The sequence below is a fragment of the Rhodanobacter spathiphylli B39 genome, from assembly GCF_000264295.1.
In the GTDB taxonomy this organism is placed as follows: Bacteria; Pseudomonadota; Gammaproteobacteria; order Xanthomonadales; family Rhodanobacteraceae; genus Rhodanobacter; species Rhodanobacter spathiphylli.
On the sequence record NZ_AJXT01000011.1, the window covers coordinates 19,592 to 40,241 of the forward strand.

Genomic DNA, 20,650 nt, shown 5'->3' on the forward strand with positions numbered 1-20,650 from the left:
GACCGGTGCGCGTCCCGGCGAATCCACGCCGCGCGAACGCAGCCGAACGAGTCCTCCATCGAAGCTTCATCGTGACTTCTGCCGCACGACGCGCAGTCACGCTGGCCTCTAATCTTCCCCATCGGCCATCGCGTTGTCCCCACATCGCCGTGGCTCCAGTCCATGCATTTCTGAAACCCCTCGGAGATCTGGCGTGTTCCTCATCCTAGACGGCACCGGGCCCCAGTACGCCCAACTTTCGCGAGCCATGAAGGCAGCGATCCTCGACGGTCGCATCGGCATCGGCTCGCGCCTCGCTCCCACCCGCGAGCTGGCCCAGGAACTCGGGCTCTCGCGGACCACCGTGCTGGCTGCCTACGAGCAGTTGCGCGCGGAAGGTTTCATCGACGCCAGGGTCGGATCGGGCAGCTACGTGGCGCACCTGCAGACCACGCGCACGGCGCGTCCGCTCGAGCGCTCGATCACTCCGCCATCGCGTTATGCGCATCGCGCGCGACGGGTGCAGGACAGGACCATTGCGCAGTTGCACAGCGGCCTGCGCTACAACCTGCAGTACGGCAACCCGCTGGTGAATCCCGCGCTCAGCGAGACCTGGGGGCGCGAACTGGCACGCGCCGCGGCCTATACGCCCACCAGCGACATCCGTGCGCAGGGTTCGCCGGCCCTGCGCGAACAGGTGTGCGCCTACCTGGCACGGCACCGGGGCGTGCGGGCGCTGCCGGAGAACGTGCTGATCGTCAGCGGCGCCCAGCAGGCCTTCTCGCTCGCCGCCCGGGTGTTGTTGAACGAGGGCGATCCGGTGGCGCTGGAAGACCCCCATTATTTCGGCGCCTACCAGGCACTCGGAGCGCATGGCGCCCGCATCTGTTCCGTGCCGGTCGACCACGAAGGCCTGGTCTGCGAGGCGTTGCCCGTGCCGGCGCCGGCGCTGGTCTGCGTCACGCCTTCGCACCAGTTTCCCAGTGGCGCCGTGATGTCGCTGCGGCGACGACTGGAACTGCTGCACTACGCCGACACGCACAACAGCTGGATCCTGGAAGACGACTACGACGGCGAGTTCCGCTACGACAGCCGCCCGCTGGCTGCGCTGCGGTCGCTGGACCAGGGCGACCGGGTGATCCACGTCGGCAGCTTTTCCAAGACGCTGTTCGGCAGCCTGCGCCTTGCCTACATGGTGCTGCCCGTCGCCTTGCGGGACGATTTCATCAACGCAAAATATCTCAGCGACTTTTCCTGCCCCGGGATCGAGCAGGCGGCGCTGGCGCATTTCATGGAAAGCGGTGGTTTCGAACGGCACCTGCGGCAGGCGCGCAAGGAGCTGAAGGGGCGCCGCGAAGAACTCATCCGCGGCTTGCACCGGCACGCCGGCGACCGGGTGGACATCGTCGACTCCCCGGCTGGCATGCACGTGGTGGTGTGGCTTCGCGGCTACGACGAAGCGCAGGCACAGGAACTGATCGAACTGGCCCACTCGCAGGGCCTGGGCCTGTATCCGATGGCGCCGCACTACGCGTCCGCCCAGGCCCGCCAGGGGCTGCTGCTGGGCTACTGCGGCCTGTCCGCGCAGGAATTGCATGACGCGATGCAACTGTTCGGCCATTGCCTGGACGAGATGGAGGAGCGGATGGCGCGGCGACCGGCGCGACGCCGCTGCCAGGGCGGCTGATCGATCCTGCCCCGTCCTGCCGGCGACGAGGCGCGCGCCCGCGATCAAGCCGGTGCGGCGCATGCAGTAAGCTTTCCGCTCCGCTGCCGACGCTGTCCCATCCATGCACCCACGCACCACGATCACCCCGCAACTGCGCGACTGGATTCTGACCACGACGCGGGACGGCCACAGCGTGACTGAAGTGTTGCGGCTGATGAAGGACAACGGTTACGACCCGCGCCAGAGCCGCAGCATCGTCGCCGAGGTGTTGAAGCTGCCCTTGGCGGCGCTGAATGCGGCGGCACCGGGCGCGTCGCCTCGCGGCTTGCGCACGAGACATCCCGAAGCGCCTGAAGTCGATGTCGACGGGCATCTCGTCGGCATTTCGCTCAGTGTGGAGAACCCCGCGCTGCGCGTGCTGGAAAACCTGCTCGCCGCGGAAGAATGCGAGGAGCTGATCGCGCTGGCGCAACCCCGGCTCAAGCGCGCGCTGACGGTGGCCAGCGACGGCAGCAACCAGGTCGACCAGCGACGTACCAGCGAGGGGATGTTCTTCACCTTGAACGAGCTGCCGCTGGTGGGCCGGATCGAGCAACGCCTGGCCACCCTGCTGGGCATGCCGGTCAGTCACGGCGAAGGACTGCAGATCCTGCACTACCTGCCCGGCCAGGAGTACGAGCCGCACTTCGACTGGTTCGACCCGCAGCAGCCCGGCTACGACACCATCACCGCGGTCGGTGGCCAGCGCGTGGCCAGCGTGGTGATGTACCTGAACACGCCGGCACAGGGCGGCGGCACCGCCTTCCCGGAATTGGGCCTCACCGTCACCGCACGGCGTGGTGCCGCGGTGTACTTCGCCTACGAGGGCGGCGACCAGCAATCCCTGCATGCCGGCTTGCCGGTGCAGCGGGGGGAAAAGTGGATCGCCACCAAATGGCTGCGCGAACGTCCCTACGGACATTCGCACAAGGCCTGAACAGCCGGTCCGGCGGCCGGCTCGCGTTGCTGCGGCGCAGCAGCGATTGGCGTATCCTTGCAGACCTTCTTTCCTCAATCTTCGCCAAGGACTGTCCATGGGTCTGCATCTCGTACCCGCCGGCCGCAACGTGCCGGACGAAATCAACGTCATCATCGAAATCCCCAAGGATGCCGAGCCGGTCAAGTACGAAGTGGACAAGGATAGCGGCGCGATCTTCGTCGACCGCATCCTCTCCACGCCGATGCGTTACCCGTGCAACTACGGCTACGTGCCGGGCACCCTGGGTGGTGACGGCGACCCGCTGGACGCGCTGGTGATCCTGCCGCTGCCGCTGACCGTGGGTTCGGTGATCCGCTGCCACCCGGTCGGCATGCTGCAGATGTCGGACGAGGCGGGCAGCGACGAGAAGCTGGTGGTGATCCCGTCGCCCAAGGTGTTCCCGGGCTACGCGCACATCAACGACATGAAGGGCGTCTCGCCGCACTGGCTGGAGCGCATCGGCCACTTCTTCGAGCACTACAAGGATCTGGAGAAGGGCAAGTGGGTCAAGATCGAGGGCTGGGCCGGTGCCATCGAGGCCAAGGCCGAGATCGTCGCGGGCGTCGAGCGGTACAAGGCCAGCAAGGCCTGATCATCCGACGGACCAACGGCGCGCCCGCTTCGCGTGGCGCGCCGTTTTCGTGTCTGCCGCACGCAGGAATCAACCGCGCTTGAGCAGCTCGCGCAGGTCGATCAGGGCCGCGTTCGCCCGCGACACGTAGTTCGCCATCACCAGCGAATGGTTGGCGAAGAAGCCGAACGGCGAACCGTTCAGCACCATCGGGCTGTGCAGCGGACGCTGCGCTTCCTCCAGTTCGCGGATCACCTGCTCCAAGCTCACGTCGGCGTGCTTGGAACGCAGGATCGGGCCGAAGTCCTGCTGGAACGCCTTGAGCTGCTCCAGCAGGGTCGAGGTGTAGCCGCGCGCCTCGTAGAAGTTGTCGTCGATCTTCGTCCACGACGTCTTCACCAGCCGGCCGCCACCAGGCGTCGCCACCGTGCTGGCTGCCGCCGGCTCGTCCGCCGAAGCCACGTCGCCGATGCGGATCTGCCCCACGCTGGCCGACAGCCGCTGCGACAGCGAACCCAGCCGCGAGGAAACCAGCTGCAGGTAGTCGGCCAGGTTGTCCGCGCGCGCGTAGAAGTGCGCATTGCTGTCGTCGGCGTCGCCGAGCCGGCCCAGATAGCCGTCCAGATGTCTGATCGCCTTGCGGTACTGGCTCTCCGAACTGGGCAGCAGCCAGCGGTCGTTCGGACTGTTGAGCAGCGGATCGGCCTCGGCCAGATCCTTGTCCTCGGTCGACTGCGTCTGCGAACGGCTGAAGTCGTTGCGCAACGCGCGCACCAGGTCGCGCGAGGCGGTCAGCGAGCCGAATTCCCAGTTGGGCACGTTGTCCATCAGCACGCCGGGCGGCAGCTTGTCGTTGCTGAGGTAGCCGCCGCGCTTGTCCAGCAGCGTGTGCACCGAGGTGATCAGGGTGACCGTGGTGGTGGCGCCGACGCTGACCGGCCGCTTCAGTTCCTGCATCTGCGCCCGGGTCACCGTCACCGGATCGAACAGCGCGGGCTCGCTGTCCCACCACCACATCAGTGCGCCCACGAACAGCAGCACCAGCGCGCACAGCGCCAGGATGGCGCGGCGCATGCCGTGGCGTGGCGGGTTCGAGGTGTCCTGGGTCTGCATCGGGCAACTCCTGCGGGGAATGGGCAAAGCTTACAGGCTCATCGTTCCCACGGCGGATGCGCCCCCAGCCGCTCGGCCAGGAAGTCGACGAAGGCGCGCACCCGCGGCGGCACCAGCCGGCGCTGCGGCATCACCGCGTGGATGCCGGTGGTGGCGATCGCATGGTCTGGCAGCACGACCTGCAGTCGGCCGTCGCGCAGTTGCTGGTGCACGTGCCAGACCGAGTGCATCGCGATGCCGAGGCCGGCCACCACCGCGTCGCGCAGCAGTTCGCCCTGGTTGGTCTCGAAGCGGCCCTGCACGCGCTGCGCGATGGCGCGGCCCTTGCGGTCGCTGAAATGCCAGGTGTCCTGCCGACCCCGGCTGCCGACCAGCAGCAGGCAATCGTGTTTCGCCAGATCGGCCGGCGTGTGCGGTACGCCGCGGCGTTGCAGGTAGGTCGGCGACGCGCACAGCACGCGCCGGTTGGTCGCCAGCTGGCGCGCCACCAGACCGGAGTCGTCCAGCGCGCCGACCCGGATGCCGAGGTCGAAACCGGAACCGACCAGGTCCACGACCTGGTCGTCGAGATTCACGCTGAGCTTCACCCGCGGATGCCGGGCCAGGAATTCCGGCAGCAGCGGGGAAATGTACTGGCTGCCGAACGCGGCCGACATGGTCACCCGCAAGGTGCCGCTGACTTCGCTGGCGCCCTGGCGCAGGCCGCCGGTCAGTACCTCCAGGTCCTCCACCAGCGCGCGTCCCTGCTCGGCCAGCTGCATGCCCTCGGGCGTGGCATGCAGCCGGCGCGTGGTCCGGTGCAGCAGGCGCACGCCCAGTTCGCGCTCCAGCCGCTTCAGCCGCTGGCTGGCCACCGCCACCGACAGGTCGAGGCTGCGCGCGGCGGCGCTGATCGAACCCAGGTCGAGCACGCGCAGGAACAGGCCGAGGTCGCCGATGCGGTCCATGACTATCAACCATTCATTGATAATGATTAGCCATCTTGGTGGTTTTTGCAGAAAAGGCAAATCCTTAGGCTGGCGCATCGTTTCTTCAGGACTGTCGCCATGCGCCCCCCTTCCTCCGTCCGGCCACGCACCCCGCTGGCGCTGTACGCGCTGACCGCCGGCGCGTTCGGCATCGGCACCACCGAATTCGTGATCATGGGCCTGCTGCTGCAGGTCTCCGCCGACCTCCACGTCGGCATCGCCGCCGCCGGCCTGCTGATCTCCGGCTATGCGATGGGCGTGTTCGTGGGTGCGCCGCTGCTGACCGCGGCCACCAGCCGGCTGCCGCACAAGACCGCGCTGATCGCCCTGATGATCATCTTCACCCTGGGCAACCTGGCCAGCGCAATGGCGCCGAGCTACACCGTGCTGATGATCGCGCGGGTGCTCACCTCGCTGGCCCACGGCACCTTCTTCGGCGTCGGCGCGGTGGTGGCGACCGGGCTGGTGGCGGAGGATCGCAAGGCCTCGGCGATCTCGATCATGTTCACCGGCCTCACCGTGGCGACCCTGCTCGGCGTGCCCGCCGGCGCCTGGCTGGGCCTGCATCATGGCTGGCGCGCCACGTTCTGGGCGGTGACCGCGGTCGGCGTGCTGGCCACGATCATCATCGCCACGCTGGTACCGGCCGATCGTGGCGGACACGCACCGATGAAGTTCGCCGAGGAGCTGAAAGGCATCGCCCATCCGCAGGTGTTGCTGGGCCTGCTGATGACCGTGCTCGGCTTCGCCGGCGTGTTCGCGGTATTCACCTATATCCAGCCGATCCTGACCCGCATCACCGGCTTTGCCGACAGCGCGGTATCGCCGATCCTGCTGGTGTTCGGCGGCGGCATGGTGGTGGGCAACCTGCTTGGCGGCCGACTCGCCGACAAGCGGCTGATGGCGACCCTGCTGGGCTCGCTGATCGCGCTGGCGGTCGTGCTGGGCACGATGACCCTGGCCCTGCACAGCAAGCCGGCGATGATCGCGTTTGCCGCGGTGTTCGGCATCGCCGGGTTCGCCACCGTGGCGCCGCTGCAGCTGCGGGTGCTGCAGAAGGCCAGCGGCGGTGGCGTGCTGGCGTCGAGCTTCAACATCGCCGCGTTCAACCTCGGCAATGCGATCGGCGCGTGGCTGGGCGGCGCGGTGATCAGCCATGGACCGGGCCTGGGCGCCGTGACCTGGGTGGCCGCGACCCTGCCGCTGCTCGGCCTGATCGTGGCGCTGTACAGCATGCGGCTGGATCGCCCCCAGGCATCCCGTGTCGCACCCCGTTCCGCCGGCCTCGAAGCATCCTGCTGAAACCGCGTTCGCGCCAGCGCAAACTCTTTCCCGTCCCCTGTCCGAAGTTCGGAGATTCCATGAAAGCCGTCGCCCTCACCCGTTATCTGCCGATCGATGATCCGCAATCGCTGATCGACATCGAACTGCCCCGCCCCGTCGCGGAAGAACACGATCTGCTGGTGCGCGTCGAAGCGGTTTCGGTGAATCCGGTCGACACCAAGTTGCGCTCGCCGAAGCCCCAGGTGGAAGCGCAGCCGAAGGTGCTGGGCTATGACGCCGCCGGCACGGTCGAGGCGATCGGCGCGGCGGTGACCGGGTTCCGGCCCGGCGACCGCGTGTACTACGCCGGTGACGTCACCCGGGCCGGCAGCAATGCGCAGTACCAGCTGGTGGACGCACGGCTGGTCGGCCACGTGCCGCCTTCGGTCGAACTGGCCGACGCCGCGGCCTTGCCGCTGACCGCACTCACGGCCTGGGAGCTGCTGTTCCAGCGCATGCCGTTCGACAGCGAGCGCGGTGGCGAAGGAAAGTCCCTGTTGATCATCGGCGGCGCCGGCGGGGTGGGCTCGATCGCGATCCAGCTGGCCCGACGCGCAGGTTTCACCGTGATCGCCACCGCCTCACGCGCCGAAACCATCGACTGGTGCCGCACGATGGGAGCGCAGCACGTGATCAACCATCGCGAACCGCTGGCCGCACAGCTGCAGGCGCTGGGTTTCTCCCAGGTCGATGCGGTGCTCAACCTCGCCGACACCGACCGCTACTGGTCCGTCATCGGCGACCTGCTCGCGCCGCAAGGCCACGTGGGGCTGATCGTGGAACCGGTCGGCGCGCTGAAGATCGGCGATCCCTACAAGGCCAAGTGCATCGGCATCCACTGGGAAATGATGTTCGCGCGCGCCCGCTACAAGACGGACGACCAGGCCGAACAGGGATGCATCCTCGAACGCGTGGCAGCGATGCTCGCCAGCGGTGAACTGCGCGGCACGCGCACCGCCACCCTGACGCCCATCCATGCCGCCAACCTGCGCGAGGCGCATCGCCAGCTGGAATCCGGCAGCACGATCGGCAAACTGGTGCTGGCCGGCTGGTAAAAATGAAGCAGGGTGGCGGCGGCCACCCTGCTTCCCGACCTGCCTGCAATTCCGATCGGCAGACTTCCCGGCCTTTCGACAAGGCCTATCTGGATGAAGCGGGCTTGGCCGGCTCGCCTTTCTTGCCGAAATCCTCCATCAGGGTCTTCATGTCCTCGGCGTGCTCCTCTTCCATCGCCAGGATGCCTTCCAGCATGCGCTTGGTGGTGGTGTCCCGGTCACCCACGTAGTTGATGATTTCCCGATAGCTGTCGATGGCGATGCGTTCGGCGACGAGATTTTCCTCGATCATCGCCGCCAATTCCTCCGGCACCACGAACTCGGCATGGCTGCGAGTGGAAAGGCCATCCGGCGAGAAATCGGGTTTGCCATCGAGCTGGGTGATGCGCTCGGCGATCAGGTCCGCGTGACCCTGCTCCTCGTTCGCGTGTTCGAGGAATTCGGCAGCCACGCTCTTGGCGTTGATGCCGGAGGCAAGATAGTGGTGGGCCTTGTAACGCAACACGCAAACGAGTTCGGTGGCCAGCGCCTCGTTGAGCAGCTTCAGCACCGTTTCCCGATCCAGCGTGTAGCTGTCGGTGACCGCGCCGCGCTGCATGTGTTCCCGCGCTCGCCGCCGGATCGTCTGGATGTCGGAAAGGAACGGCGTGGACTTCGACTGGGTGGCCATGGAATATCCCTTGCGTGGGCGGATTCAGGCCAGTCTAGTCACCCGGTGTGGCGGCAGCGTCAACGCCCCCGCCGGGTCGCCCCGCCACTCAGGCCGCGGACGAACCACGCGGCAGGTAGGCGCGCAGGAACATGTCGACACCGGCCCGGGCGGTGGCTTCGATCTCCGCGGCATAGCTTTCGGGACAGTCGGTGCAACCGAACATCTGGCGCATCATCAGGTTGCCCTTGATCAGGCTGAGGAACTGCGTGCAGGCACGTGGCACGTCGGCGATGTCCAGCTGGCCAGCGTCGACCGCCTGCTGCAACAACCGCTCCATCAGTCCGTGCGTGCGCGCGGCACCCTCTTCCCAGATCAGCTTGCCGTAGCGCGGATTGCCCTGACGGCAATCGCTGAGGATGGCGCGAAACGTGCCCACGGTTTCCGCGTTGCAGTCGAGGTGGGCATGGATCAGCGCCACGCGAAGCAAGGTCTCGCGGATGTCCGCGTGCGGGTCGAAGGCATAGGTCTCTTCCGGCAGCAGATCCTCGATGCGCGAACGGATCACTTCGCGGAACAGGTTGTCCTTGTCGCCGAAGTGGCTGTACACCGTGAGCTTGGACACCCCGGCGTCGGCGGCAATCGCATCCATGCTGGTGCCGGCGAAGGCATTGCGGATGAACAGCGCCTTCGCCGCGACCAGAATGGCCGCACGCTTCTCCATGTCCTTCGGACGACCGGGACCCTGGGCTCTGATTTGCGCGCTGCTGCTCATGCCTCCACCTTCACAAACGGGGTTCATCGCTTTATTATACGCCCCGGTTCATTTATTTTCCAGAACAGGCACCGGCACCGACTCCAGTGCGAGCGCACGCGCGCATCGAGGTGACGTGCGTCAACCGCTTCCGATGACTTCCGGCACTTCGTGGCCTGCCGCGCAACCGGCAGGCTGTGACCGTCGGAGCGTGTCATTGTGGGAGCGCGCGCTAGCGCTTATCCTTTTTGACCTTTTTCGATCCGCATGGGACACGAGCAGATGGCGATGAATATCGAGCAGGCGCGACTCAACATGGTGGAAAACCAGGTGCGCCCGTGGGAAGTCCTGGACGCCCGCGTGCTGGACGTGATCGCCCGCGTGCGTCGCGAGGATTTCGTCGCCGCCGAACATCGCCAGCTTGCCTTCGCCGACCTGTGCCTGCCGCTGGGCCACAACGAAGTGATGATGAAGCCGGTGGTGGAAGGTCGCGTGCTGCAGGCACTGGAACTGCAGGGCGCCGAGCACGTCCTGGAAATCGGTACCGGCTCGGGGTTCCTCACCGCCTGCCTGGCCGGCTTGTCCGCGCATGTCACCAGCGTCGACATCCATGCGGACTTCACGGCGGCCGCCGGTCAACGCCTGCAGGCCGCCGGCGTTTCCAACGCCAAGCTGGTCACCGGCGAAGCCGTGAACGAGTGGCAGCCCGACGGCCTGTTCGACGGGCTGGTGGTGACCGGGGCGGTGCATGCGATACCGCCGCGCTGGCTGACCTGGCTCAAGCCCGGTGGTCGCGCCCTGGTGATCCGCGGTGAATCGCCGGTGCAGCATGCCACCCTGCTCATCCATGAGGGCGCCGGTCGCTACCGCGAAGAGGCCCTGTTCGAAACCGACCTTCCCTACCTGAGTCACGCCGAGCCGCCGCCGCGGTTCGTGTTCTGAGCTCATCCCCGAATCGATACCCACGAGGCAACTCATGCGTTTGAAGCTGCTCACTCTTGCACTGGCCCTGGCCGCCATCTCGCTGCCCAGCCACGGCGAGGATCTGCTGGATGCCTACCGTGAAGCCCGCAACAACGACCCGGTGCTGTCGCAGGCCGACGCCAGCAGGCTGGCGACCGGTGAGGGCGTGACCCAGGCCCGTGCGCAGCTGCTGCCGCAGATCGGCGCCAGCATGAGCCTGAACCAGACCAATGGTGGCGGACAGATCGGCCACAGCCGCTCGCGCACGATCAACGGCACCTTGAGCCAGAGCGTGCTGGACTTCAGCAAGTACGCCAACCTCAAGGCCGCCCACTCGGCGTCCGAGGCCCAGGACGAGCTGTACGCATCCGCCGGGCAGCAACTCTACGTGCGCGTGGTCGCCGCCTACTTCGGCGTGCTGACCAGCGAGGATGGCCTCACCTACGCCAAGGCCAACGAGGACGCGTTCCGCCAGCAGTACGAGCAGTCCGACCAGCGCTTCAAGGTCGGCCTTTCGGCGATCACCGACGTCTACCAGGCCAAGGCGTATTACGAAGCGGCGAAGTCGCAGACGATCGCCGCGCAGAACACCCTCAACGATTCCCGCGAGGCGCTGGCCCAGATCACCGGCAAGCCCACCGGTGACTTGAAGAAGCTGCGCGACGACCTGCCCATGCAGCCGCCGTCACCGGCCGACCAGGACGCCTGGGTCAAGCAGGCGCTGGAGACCAATCCCGACCTGCTCGCCCAGAAGAGCAACGTGGAAACCGCCCAGCACAACATCAGCGCGGCGCGGGCGGCGCATCTGCCCACGATCACCGCCGGCGTGTCCTACGGCAAGGGAGCCGGCTGGTCCGAAGGCAATGCCGCGGCCCGCTATCGCGACCCCGCCTCGACCACGATCGGACTGACCCTCAACGTGCCGATCTTCTCCGGCGGCGCCACGCAGTCACTCGTGCGCCAGTCGATCTACCAGCGCGACGGCGCCGCCGACGCCCTGGAAGCGCAGCGTCGCCAGGTCGTGCGCGACACGCTCAACTACTATCGCTCGGTGATCGCCGGCATCGCCCAGGTCGAATCGGCGAAGGCCTCGGTGGAATCGGGCCGCAAGGCGCTGGAAGCGACCCGCGCCGGGTTCGAGGTCGGCACCCAGACGATGACCAACGTGCTGCTGGCGATCCAGACCCTGACTTCGTCGGAGAGCAGCTACTCGCAGGCGCGGCACCAGTTCATCCTCAACAAGCTGCTGCTCAAGCAGACCGCCGGCACCGCCGACGTGAAGGACATCGAGCAGATCAACGCGTTGCTGCAGTAGACCGCGGCGCCACGTTTCATGGAACGGCCGGGCATGTCCCGGCCGTTCCGTTTCCGGGCGGACGATCCGTCATTCCTGCAGCATGCCGTCGATCAGCTGCATGACCCGCTGCACCGCCCCGCGCTCACGTTCGAACACGCCCTGGGCATCGCGACCCATGCGTTCGCGGCTGGCCGCATCCAGCAGCAGCCGCAGCACGTCGGGACCCAGTTGCGCGGCGCCGGTCACGCGCATCGCGCCACCCTGCTCGATCAGGCTGCGGGTGATCTCGTCGAAATTGAAAGTGTGTGGCCCGACCAGCACCGGCACCGACAGGGCTGCCGGCTCCAGCACGTTGTGGCCACCGATCGGCACCAGGCTGCCGCCGACGAAGGCCACGTCGGAGCCGGCGAAGAACGGCATCAGCTGGCCCATCGCGTCGATCACGAAGACCTGGTGCGAGGACGACGGCACCCCTTCGAGACCGCGCGTGGCCACCGTGAAACCCAGGCTGCGCACCGAGTGCTCGACCAGCCGGAACCGTTCGGGATGGCGCGGCGCCAGCAGCAACAGCGCATCGGGCAACCGCTTGAGCACCTGCAGGTGCGCCTCCAGCACCGCCTGTTCTTCACCCTCGTGCGTGCTCGCCGCCATCCACACCGGGCGACGCGGCCCCCACTGCTCGCGCATGCCGGCGGCCAGCTCCACCGCGCCATCGGGTATGGGCATGTCGAACTTCATGTTGCCGGTGACCAGCACCTGCTGCGGATCGGCACCGAGCAGGCGATAGCGCGCCGCATCGGTGCGCGACTGCGCGGCGATCAGGGTCACGCAACGCAAGGCGGATCGCAGCAGCCCGCGCAGTGGCCGGTAGCCGCGCAGCGAACGTTCGGACAATCGCGCATTGACGATCATCAGCGGAATGCCGCGGCGGCGACAGGCGAAATAGAGGTTGGGCCAGATTTCCGTCTCGACGATCAGCGCCAGCCGTGGCCGGATCTTCTTCAGGAAACGGCTCACCGCGTACGGCAGGTCATACGGCAGATAGACATGGAACACGCTGTCGCCGAACAACTGCTGCACGCGCGCCGTGCCGGTCGGGGTCACCGTGGTGACCACCAGTTGCGCCTTGGGGTAGTCGCGCTGCAGTGCCTTGATCAGGGGCTCGGCGGCGTTCACCTCGCCCACCGACACCGCGTGCACCCACAGGCTGCCGTTGAAGCCCGGCGTCCTGAAGAACCCGAAGCGCTCCGGCCAGCGCTGGTGGTAAGGCCGCGAACGCACCCCGCGCGCCAGCAGCCGCAGCACCAGCAACGGCGTGACCAGGAACATCGCCAGTGTGTAGAGATAGCGCAACGGCACGACTCGTGGTGTTGACGCGGCAGTATACGAGAGCGGGAACGAGGCCACCCGGAACGGCCGTCCGCGATCCACTACAATGCCCACGATGCCCGGCATGTCCCGTCCCGCCTTCCACCGTTCGCTGCTCGCACCTCGTCACTGGCCGGCGTGGCTGGGCGTGGCCACGATCTGGCTGATCGCACGTTTGCCGCAATCCGTGCTGATGTGGCTGGGCCGTCGCCTCGGCGCCCTGGTACTGCGCGTTCCTTCGGCGCGAAAGCGCATCGCCGCGGCCAACCTCGCCCTGTGTTTCCCCGAACTCGACGCCGGTGCCCGGACACGCCTGGTCGACGCCAACCTGCGCGACATCGGCCTGATGCTGGTGGAGTTCGCGCTGGGCTGGATGGGCAGCGATCGGCGCATCGCGGCGATCCCCACCCGCATCGAGGGACTGGAGCATCTGGAAGCGGCGCGGGCGCAGGGCCGGGGCGTGCTGCTGGTGGGCGGCCATTTCTCGCACCTGGAGCTGTGCGCGCGACTGGTCTCGCAGCGCATCCGCATCGCCGGCATGTATCGGCGGATGGACTCGACCGTGTTCGAGTGGGCGGTACTGCGCGCGCGGCTGGATTACGCCGACGCGATGTTCGACAAGGACGACATCCGCGGCACGGTGAAATACCTGCGCAACGGCGGCACCCTCTGGTACGCGCCGGACCAGGACATGCGCAGCAAGGACACCGTGTTCGCCCCGTTCTTCGGCGTGCCGGCGGCCACCATCACCGCCACCCATCACCTGGCACGGATGTCCGGCGCGAAGGTGATTCCGTTCTTCCATCGCCGCCTGCCCGGCAACCAGGGTTACGTCCTGCGGCTGGGCGCGCCGCTCGAAGACTTCCCGGGGCCCGCCGCGGAAGCCGACACCGCACGGGTCAATGCCTGCATCGAACAGATGGTGCGCGAAGCGCCCGAGCAGTACCTGTGGGTGCACAAGCGCTTCAAGACCCGGCCGCCGGGCGCGCCCGCGATCTACTGATCGTCGCCGGTTTCCCGCTTCGAACGCCGCTGCTCGAGCTCGTACAGCTTCGCGTACTTCAGGAACGCGTAGAACGCGTGGATGCGGGCGGCAATGAAGCCGGCCCAGCCGGAACGCCAATGGCCGCGCAACAGGTAGTAGCGCAGGAAGGCCACCGTTGGATACGCCACCATGCGCAGTCGCAATCCGCCGACCCGGCGCCTGGCCAGGTCGGGCAGCTGCAGGCTGGAATAGCGATCCGCCTTGCCCACGCGCCCGCTGATGTCGGGCTCGCCGTGGTGATCGATGACGACATCGAGCACGCCGATCGTGCCATCCACCTGCACCTCTTCGTGCACCGCATGACTGCTCATGCGGGCGCGCTGTCGATCGAACAGACGCACGTAGTGGTTGAGCCGCGCCCGTCGCGATTGCCAGCGCCAGAACTGCCACTCGCGCCGCCACAACTGGTATCCCGCGCAGGTCGGCGCCAGCAGCGCCTGCTGCAGCGGCGCGATCGAGGCTTCGTCCAGCGACTCGTCCGAATCGAGCAGCAGTACCCAGCGATGGCTGGCCAGATCGATCGCCGCCTGCTTTTGCGCGCTGTATCCGGCAAACGGCTGGGCGTGGATGCGCGCACCGTAGCGGGCCGCGATCGCCATGCCGGCGTCGGCGGAACCGGAGTCCAGCACCACGATCTCGTCCGCCCAGCTCACGCCGCGCAGGCAGGCCTCCAGCGTGGCGGCGCTGTTGAACGTGGTCACCACCACCGACAACGGTTCACGCCCCATCGCGCGTCCCCTGAGGGCGTGCTTCTTCGAGAAGTCCGGCAGTGACGCCGGGCTCTGCCGTGCCGGCAGGGATGCCGGCAACGAACAAACTGGCACACCACAGACCGAGCAACCAGGCGAACAGCAGCCCCCACCAGGCCGAATAGAAAGCCAGATGGGTATTCAGCGGAAACAGCATCACGCCCAGTGCCAGGCTCACCGGGAACGCACGCTCCCGTGCTGCCGCACCCACGCTGCGCCACGCCCGCCATGCCAGCACCACACCGGCCAGCCACAGCAGCAGGCCGATCGCACCGGTCTCGGTGAGTATCTCGAGCACCAGCTGGTGGGCATGACAGGCACCCTCGCCGACGCCGCAGGCTTCGGTCGATACCACGAAATGATCATTCGCCGGGGCGTACTGCGGATACGCATAGCGATAGCCACGCACACCCACGCCGTTGAGCGGATGCGCGGCGAACATCCCGACGCTGGCGTGCCAGATGTCGAGGCGGCCGCTGAGTGCGGCGTCCAGCGACTGGTCGGTGCCGTGCAGGGCCAGCAGGGTGCGATCGATGCGGTCATGGAAGCGCGTCGAAGTCTTCCAGGCCAGTCCCCCGGCCAGCGCCAGCAGCAGGGCCGCCACCACGCAGAAGCCGGCAAAACGCAGCGGCGATTTCGTCTCGCGCCAGGCAAAACCCAGCGCCACCAGCACGTAGCACAGCCACGCGGCGCGTGCACCGGCCAGCAGGATCGGGCCCAGGATCAGGGCAAAGGCGAGCAGCAGTCCCGGCAGGCCCCAGCGTCGTCGCGCAGTCCACAGCGCAAATGGCGACAGCACGGCCAGGGTCGGTCCCAATTTGAGGTTGTCCGCTCCGAAGATGCCGGAGACACGCTCGGCCTCCGCCTGGCCGCCGATACTCCAGCCGGTCAGCGCCTGCACCCAGGCGTCCAGACACCACAGCGCCAATACCCAGGCCACCGCCACATACAGGGCCTGCAGCTTGCTTTCGCGGCGGATCGCAAAACACGCGTACAAACCCAGTGGCGCGTAGCGCAACAGGGCGGCCACCGTGCTCCAGCTCTTGCCCGGCCGGACCGCATCGAGCGCGGAGCACAGCGCCGCCCCGACATAGGCGGCCAGCAGCCAGAGCAGCAGGCGTGCCCCGGCATGCTGCTGCAGGGCCTGCGGATCGCGGGCGAACAGCATGATCACGCCGAGCAGGCACAACACGGTGCCCAGCTCGGAACTGCGCCCGAACGGCAGCAGCGCGACCACCAGCCAGAACGGCAGCAGTGGCGAGCGCAACGCGCCCTTGAGTGAGGTGCCGAACGAATTCATGCGTGAACCGGATGACTGCGATCCCGCATTGTAGGCGAGCCGCCGCAGCCAATCCGCACGCCCGCGGCGGCCGGATCAGGACGCCGCGATTTCGTCGTACAGGGCCAGCGTGGCCTGCTGCATGTCGCCCAGGCGATAGCTCTGCAGCGGAGAGATCGGCGGCGCCACCCGCAGCAATTCGGCGGCGCGCTCCACCAGCCGCTCGCGGTCACCGGGAGGCACCCGACCGGCGGGGTACAACTCGGCCAGCAATTCGCCGACGCCGCCATGGGCGTAGCCCAGCACCGGGCGGCACAGCGACAGCGCCTCGACCACGGTGCGGCCGAACGATTCGGGCCGGTTCGACAGCTGCAGCACCAGCGCGGAAATCGCGTAGATGTCGCGCACGTCGTCGCGCGGCGGGCTCAGCACCACCTGCGAGGTCACCCCGCGCAAGCGGATCAGCTCCTGCAGCTCGGCCACGTAGGCCTCGCGGCCGGGTTCGATCACCCCCAGCAGCAACAGGCGCGCCTCGATCCCCCGCCGCTTCAGGTCAGCCAGCAGCTCGATCGCGTCATGGTGCCCCTTCAGGCGCGTACCACGGCCCGGCAAGGTCAGCAGGGGCGCGCCGGTCAGCGCGGGAAACTCGGCAAGAAACGCCTTCTGCCAGGCGTCATCGGGCCGGTGGCCGTAGGGAAACGCCTGCGGATCGATGCCCCGGGGAATCACCTTGACCCGGCCCGGCTCCAGCCAGCGGTAGTGGCTCAGCACGTAATCGCGCAAGGTCTGCGACACCGCCACCACGCGCTCGCCGCGCAGCAGGATCGCACTGTAACGTCCCGGCGAATTGAGCCCGTGCACGGTGGTGATGAAATGCGGCCGCGGCGCCATGCCCTTCAGTGCCCACCAGCCCATCCAGGCCGGCAGCCGCGACCGGGCGTGCACGATGTCCGGCTTGAGCTCGCGCAGCACGCGGCGCAAGGTCCTCAGATGACCCAGCGTGGACAGCGACTTGCGGCCGATGTCCAGCGTGACGTGCTCGCTGCCTTCGGCCTTCAATTGCTCGACCAGCCGGCCGCCCGCCGAGATCACCACCGAACGGTGGCCCGCCTGCACCAGCGCGCGGGCAATCTCCAGCGCCGACCGCTCGGCGCCACCGGAGTGCAGCGCAGGGATCAACTGGACCACGGTCAGCAGCTTGGCGGGCACGGCAATGCTGGACATGAGCTCGGGGCTGGCGGCTTTCATTCCATGAGGGCAAGCAAGAACAATGCCGCCAAGGGGTACGACTGGCCCGAAAGCTCAGTCCTGAAGCACGTAACGGGCGCCACAGTAGGCACAGGTTGACTCGCCGCCATCATCGACGATCGGCAGGTAGACCTTCGGATGCGAGTTCCACAGCTCCATGCCGGGCATGGGACAGGACAGCGGCAGGTCCGCGCGCGTCACTTCGTAACGATTTTCGGCATTTGCCGGCACCATCGGCGCCGCCGCAGAGCGGGGGGATGACATCAGTGAACTCCAGACTGGACATCAGGCCGCAAATGGTAGCAGGCTGCAGCCTTCTGTCGGGGGACAGCAGGGGTACCCAAGGAAGTCGGACGCGGCTCCCGGCCGTGAGGCTGCGGTGGCGGTCGTCATCATGTGAGCACTCATCCACGACCCGGCGTTTCGCGCCGGGCCACTGCAACGAGCTCGGAGCTGACCATGGATTCAGGAAAAATCATTGCACGCGTCAAGGCCATACTGACCACGCCGAAGACCGAGTGGCCCGTGGCCGCTGCCGAACCGGCGACGGTGAACGGCCTGTTCACCGGCTACATCCTCATCCTCGCCGCCCTGCCCGCGGTGGCCGCGTTCATCAAGGGCAGCCTGATCGGCACCAGCGCATTCGGCATCACCGTGCGCGACTCGATCGGTGGCGGCATCACCCGCATGGTGCTGGGCTACCTGCTGTCGCTGGTCGTGGTCTACCTGATGGCGCTGATCATCAATGCGCTGGCCCCCACCTTCGGCGGCCAGAAGAACATGGTGCAGGCCCTCAAGACCGTGGCCTACGCGTGGACCGCCAGCTGGATTGCGGGCATCGCGCTGATCGTCCCGTGGCTGGGCTGGCTGGTTGCGCTCGCTGGCGCGGTCTATGGCGTGTACCTGCTCTACCTCGGCCTGCCGCAGACGATGAAATGTCCGGCCGAAAAATCGGCCGGCTACACCGCGGTCAGCGTGATCATCGCCTTCGTGCTGAGCTGGATCGTGGGCGCCATCGTGATCGGCGTGGTCGGCACCGCCGCGTTCACCGGCGCGGCGATGGGCGGCATGCATGTCACCGGCAGCAACGGCGACAGCGTCACCATCGATGGCAACAGCGCGATGGGGCAGCTGGCCGCGATGGGCAAGCGGGCCGAACAGGCCAGCAAGGACATGGAAGCCGCGCAGAAGTCCGGCGACAGCGCCGCGCAATCCGCCGCGATGGGCAAGATGATGGGTGCGATGGCCGGCACCGACGGCAACGTCGAGGCGCTGGCACCGGACCAGATCAAGGCCTTCCTGCCCGACAACCTGGGCAACCTCGAGCGCAGCAGCCTGTCGGCCCAGCGCAACAAGGCGATGGGCATGCAGATCTCCGAGGCCAGCGCCGACTACTCCGCCGACAACGGCCAGCACGTCACGCTGGAAGTGTCCGATACCGGCGGCGCCAAGGGGCTGATGTCGCTGGCCAGCGCAATGGCGCCTGAAGAAGAGAAGCAGACCGAACACGGCTACGAGAAGACCTACAGCGCCAGCGGCAACCTGGTTCACGAGGCCTGGGATACACAGTCGAAATACGGCGAGTACAGCGTGGTGGTCGGCAAGCGCTTCACCGTGAAGGCCACCGGCAACGTCGACAGCATCGACCAGCTGAAGCAGGCAGTCGGCAACGTCGACCTGTCCCGCCTGGAATCGCTGAAGGACGCCGGGGTCAAGCCGAACTGACCCACTCGTCCCGACACAGCCGCGCCGTCACCGGCGCGGCTTTTTCGTGTCGCGCAGACTTACTTCTTCTTCGGCACCGAGCCTTCGGTGGTGATGCGGATGCTGAGCTCGTCGCTGACGTTCGGCACATAGGCGCCCACGCCGAAATCCGAGCGCTTGATGCTGGCGGTGGCGTCGAAACCGATCGACTGCGCCTTGCTCATCGGATGCGGGCCGATCTTGTTCAGCGTCGCGTCCAGCACCACCGGCTTGGTCACGCCATGCACGGTGAGATTGCCGGTCACCTTGAACCTGTTGCCACCCAGCGGCTGCACCGCCGTGCTCTTGAAGGTCACCACCGGGTACTTGTCGGCATCGAGGAAATCCGGCTTCTTCAGATGCTCGTCCAGCGCCGCCACATGGGTGTCGAGCTGGGCCAGCGGCAGGGTCACTTCCACGCTGGAATGGGCCGGGTGCTGCTCGTCGAATACCACGGTGCCCTCGCCCAGGCCGAGGTCGGCGGTGGGGTTGGAGTAGCCGAAGTGGTTCCAGCTGAACAGGACCATGGTGTGGCTCGGGTCGAGCTGGTAGGTGACCGGGGCGGCCTGGACCGACACGGCGGCGCCAAGCAGGCCGGCGAAAGCGAGGCATTTCAGTGCGCGCATGAGTAAGCTCCTGTGAATGGTGGGAAGGATGGTTCGGGCGAACGTGCAGACTTCATCGAACGCCAGGCGGTGACGACGCCCGAACAGGCTGCGGCTGGCCTCGGAAAGCCACCCACGCATCGCTATCCTGTGCTCGGGGCGCGCCCGAAGTGACGCTATCCTGCCAGTGTATAGGCGGCTGCATGCGAACGGTCCACCCATGGGAAGAACGTAGAGTGGTCATTCGGGAAACAGTGACGGAGCCCGCAGCCTCATGCTGAACCTGCATGGCGAATGCTGGGTGGTCACCGACACGGCCGCCGGCAACCAGCGCCAGGCACTGGCACTGGCGGAGTATCTGGGCATGCCCATGCGGCACCTGGTGCTGCAGCCACGGGCACCGTGGTCATGGCTAGCGCCGAAACTGGAACTCGGCGGGCGGCTGGCCCTGCCCGCCCGCCAGCGCCGCCTGTTCGCGCCGCCCTGGCCGACCGTGGCGATCGGCTGCGGCCGCGCGTCCGCCCTGTTCACCCGCATGCTGCGCCGCCTGACCGACCGGCAGTGCTACACCGTGCAGATCCTGGACCCGCGCATCGATCCCGCCCACTGGGACACCGTCATCGCGCCCCGTCATGACCGGCTCGACGGCCCCAACGTGCTGCAGCCGCTGGGCTCGCTGAATCCGGTCGACGACGAATGGCTGGCCGATGGCCGCGATGCCTGCCCCGGCTTTGGCGAGCTGCCGCAACCGCGCGTCGGCGTCCTGCTCGGCGGCTCACGCCAGGGCATCGCGCTGAATGCCGACTACGCACGCCAGCTGTCGACGCGACTGCTCGAACGCCAGCGCCGCGAAGGCGGCAGCCTGCTGGTGATCGGTTCACGGCGCACCACGCCAACGCTGGTCGAAGTGTTCCGCCGCAGCCTGCGCGACGTGCCCGGCCTGGTCTGGGCCGGGCCCGACGACGGCCGCAACCCCTATCCGGGCGTGCTTGGCTGGGCCGACCGGCTGGTGGTCACCCCCGATTCGGTGAACATGCTTTCCGAAGCCTGTGCCGTGGGCTGCCCGGTCGAGACCTTCGTTGTCGTGCCGTTGCCGGCGAAGATCGAGCGTTTCCATCAGGCCCTGCGCGAGGCCGGGCGGCTGCACGACCTGGACCGCTCGACCGCTCGTCCACCGCCGCCACTGCGCGAGACCGCAGCGATCGCCACCGACTTGCGCGTGCTGATCGCGCAGCGGCAATCGGGCTGATCACC

Annotated in this window: 20 protein-coding genes; 10 read left to right on the forward strand and 10 right to left on the reverse strand. The window is 67.4% G+C overall.

All coding sequences use genetic code 11. The annotated features are described in order from the left end of the window. The first annotated feature begins 193 nt into the window (after positions 1-193). The 3 genes from pdxR (at position 194) to ppa (ending at position 3,258) form a co-directional block, all read left to right on the forward strand. Positions 194-1,666, forward strand: coding sequence for a MocR-like pyridoxine biosynthesis transcription factor PdxR (pdxR, locus tag UU7_RS06515; RefSeq protein ID WP_083845946.1), 1,473 nt, complete (start codon positions 194-196; stop codon positions 1,664-1,666). A 103-nt stretch (positions 1,667-1,769) separates the two neighbouring features. After that, on the forward strand, positions 1,770-2,624 hold the full coding sequence (locus tag UU7_RS06520) for a 2OG-Fe(II) oxygenase (protein WP_007806560.1): 855 nt from the start codon (positions 1,770-1,772) through the stop codon (positions 2,622-2,624). A 97-nt stretch (positions 2,625-2,721) separates the two neighbouring features. Beyond that, positions 2,722-3,258: an inorganic diphosphatase gene (gene ppa / locus UU7_RS06525; protein WP_007806561.1), complete on the forward strand. Its 537-nt coding sequence runs from the start codon at positions 2,722-2,724 to the stop codon at positions 3,256-3,258. A gap of 69 nt (positions 3,259-3,327) precedes the next feature. On the opposite strand, the gene UU7_RS06530 is transcribed toward ppa, so the two are convergent. After that, positions 3,328-4,350, reverse strand: coding sequence for a DUF2333 family protein (locus UU7_RS06530; protein WP_007806563.1), 1,023 nt, complete (start codon positions 4,348-4,350; stop codon positions 3,328-3,330). Between the two features lie 38 nt (positions 4,351-4,388). Further along, the gene (locus UU7_RS06535; RefSeq protein ID WP_007806565.1) at positions 4,389-5,297 is read right to left on the reverse strand and encodes a LysR family transcriptional regulator; all 909 of its coding nucleotides are present in this window, start codon (positions 5,295-5,297) and stop codon (positions 4,389-4,391) included. Positions 5,298-5,396: 99 nt separating this feature from the next. On the opposite strand from UU7_RS06535, the gene UU7_RS06540 reads away from it, so the two are divergent. Both UU7_RS06540 and UU7_RS06545 read left to right on the forward strand, forming a co-directional pair. Beyond that, positions 5,397-6,620 (forward strand): MFS transporter, encoded by a 1,224-nt coding sequence (locus tag UU7_RS06540; RefSeq protein ID WP_007806567.1) that lies wholly within the window; start codon positions 5,397-5,399, stop codon positions 6,618-6,620. Positions 6,621-6,679: 59 nt separating this feature from the next. Next, complete coding sequence (locus UU7_RS06545) at positions 6,680-7,696, forward strand: zinc-binding alcohol dehydrogenase family protein (RefSeq protein WP_007806569.1); 1,017 nt, start codon at positions 6,680-6,682, stop codon at positions 7,694-7,696. An 85-nt stretch (positions 7,697-7,781) separates the two neighbouring features. Here UU7_RS06545 and UU7_RS06550 read toward each other — a convergent pair whose 3' ends face one another. Beyond that, positions 7,782-8,366, reverse strand: coding sequence for a ferritin-like domain-containing protein (locus UU7_RS06550; protein ID WP_007806572.1), 585 nt, complete (start codon positions 8,364-8,366; stop codon positions 7,782-7,784). A gap of 88 nt (positions 8,367-8,454) precedes the next feature. Then, on the reverse strand, positions 8,455-9,120 hold the full coding sequence (locus UU7_RS06555) for a TetR/AcrR family transcriptional regulator (protein ID WP_007806573.1): 666 nt from the start codon (positions 9,118-9,120) through the stop codon (positions 8,455-8,457). A 261-nt stretch (positions 9,121-9,381) separates the two neighbouring features. On the opposite strand from UU7_RS06555, the gene UU7_RS06560 reads away from it, so the two are divergent. Both UU7_RS06560 and UU7_RS06565 read left to right on the forward strand, forming a co-directional pair. Beyond that, positions 9,382-10,041, forward strand: a complete 660-nt coding sequence (locus UU7_RS06560; RefSeq protein ID WP_007806575.1) for a protein-L-isoaspartate O-methyltransferase family protein — start codon at positions 9,382-9,384, stop codon at positions 10,039-10,041. Positions 10,042-10,075: 34 nt separating this feature from the next. Continuing rightward, on the forward strand, positions 10,076-11,377 hold the full coding sequence (locus UU7_RS06565) for a TolC family outer membrane protein (RefSeq protein WP_007806576.1): 1,302 nt from the start codon (positions 10,076-10,078) through the stop codon (positions 11,375-11,377). A gap of 69 nt (positions 11,378-11,446) precedes the next feature. On the opposite strand, the gene waaA is transcribed toward UU7_RS06565, so the two are convergent. Further along, complete coding sequence (waaA, locus tag UU7_RS06570) at positions 11,447-12,712, reverse strand: lipid IV(A) 3-deoxy-D-manno-octulosonic acid transferase (RefSeq protein ID WP_007806578.1); 1,266 nt, start codon at positions 12,710-12,712, stop codon at positions 11,447-11,449. A 100-nt stretch (positions 12,713-12,812) separates the two neighbouring features. Between waaA and lpxL the strand changes: the two genes are divergently transcribed. Continuing rightward, positions 12,813-13,730 (forward strand): LpxL/LpxP family Kdo(2)-lipid IV(A) lauroyl/palmitoleoyl acyltransferase, encoded by a 918-nt coding sequence (gene lpxL, locus UU7_RS06575; RefSeq protein ID WP_083845947.1) that lies wholly within the window; start codon positions 12,813-12,815, stop codon positions 13,728-13,730. Here lpxL and UU7_RS06580 read toward each other — a convergent pair. From UU7_RS06580 to UU7_RS06595, 4 genes are all read right to left on the reverse strand, one after another. Next, the gene (locus UU7_RS06580) at positions 13,724-14,500 is read right to left on the reverse strand and encodes a glycosyltransferase family 2 protein (RefSeq protein WP_007806582.1); all 777 of its coding nucleotides are present in this window, start codon (positions 14,498-14,500) and stop codon (positions 13,724-13,726) included. The genes lpxL and UU7_RS06580 overlap by 7 nt on opposite strands. Next, complete coding sequence (locus UU7_RS06585; protein ID WP_007806583.1) at positions 14,490-15,821, reverse strand: O-antigen ligase family protein; 1,332 nt, start codon at positions 15,819-15,821, stop codon at positions 14,490-14,492. Before UU7_RS06585 ends, UU7_RS06580 begins: the two co-directional genes overlap by 11 nt. Before the next feature lie 75 nt (positions 15,822-15,896). Beyond that, on the reverse strand, positions 15,897-17,024 hold the full coding sequence (locus UU7_RS06590; protein ID WP_007806585.1) for a glycosyltransferase: 1,128 nt from the start codon (positions 17,022-17,024) through the stop codon (positions 15,897-15,899). 78 nt (positions 17,025-17,102) lie between these two features. Further along, positions 17,103-17,312: a zinc-finger domain-containing protein gene (locus UU7_RS06595; RefSeq protein WP_040672985.1), complete on the reverse strand. Its 210-nt coding sequence runs from the start codon at positions 17,310-17,312 to the stop codon at positions 17,103-17,105. 195 nt (positions 17,313-17,507) lie between these two features. Here UU7_RS06595 and UU7_RS06600 point away from each other — a divergent pair, with 195 nt between their 5' ends. Then, a complete protein-coding gene (locus UU7_RS06600) occupies positions 17,508-18,773 on the forward strand; it encodes a Yip1 family protein (protein WP_007806589.1) in 1,266 nt (421 codons plus the stop codon). Between the two features lie 59 nt (positions 18,774-18,832). On the opposite strand, the gene UU7_RS06605 is transcribed toward UU7_RS06600, so the two are convergent. Next, positions 18,833-19,417, reverse strand: a complete 585-nt coding sequence (locus tag UU7_RS06605) for a YceI family protein (RefSeq protein ID WP_007806591.1) — start codon at positions 19,415-19,417, stop codon at positions 18,833-18,835. 253 nt (positions 19,418-19,670) lie between these two features. Here UU7_RS06605 and UU7_RS06610 point away from each other — a divergent pair, with 253 nt between their 5' ends. Beyond that, complete coding sequence (locus UU7_RS06610) at positions 19,671-20,645, forward strand: mitochondrial fission ELM1 family protein (RefSeq protein ID WP_007806593.1); 975 nt, start codon at positions 19,671-19,673, stop codon at positions 20,643-20,645. Positions 20,646-20,650: the final 5 nt, after the last annotated feature.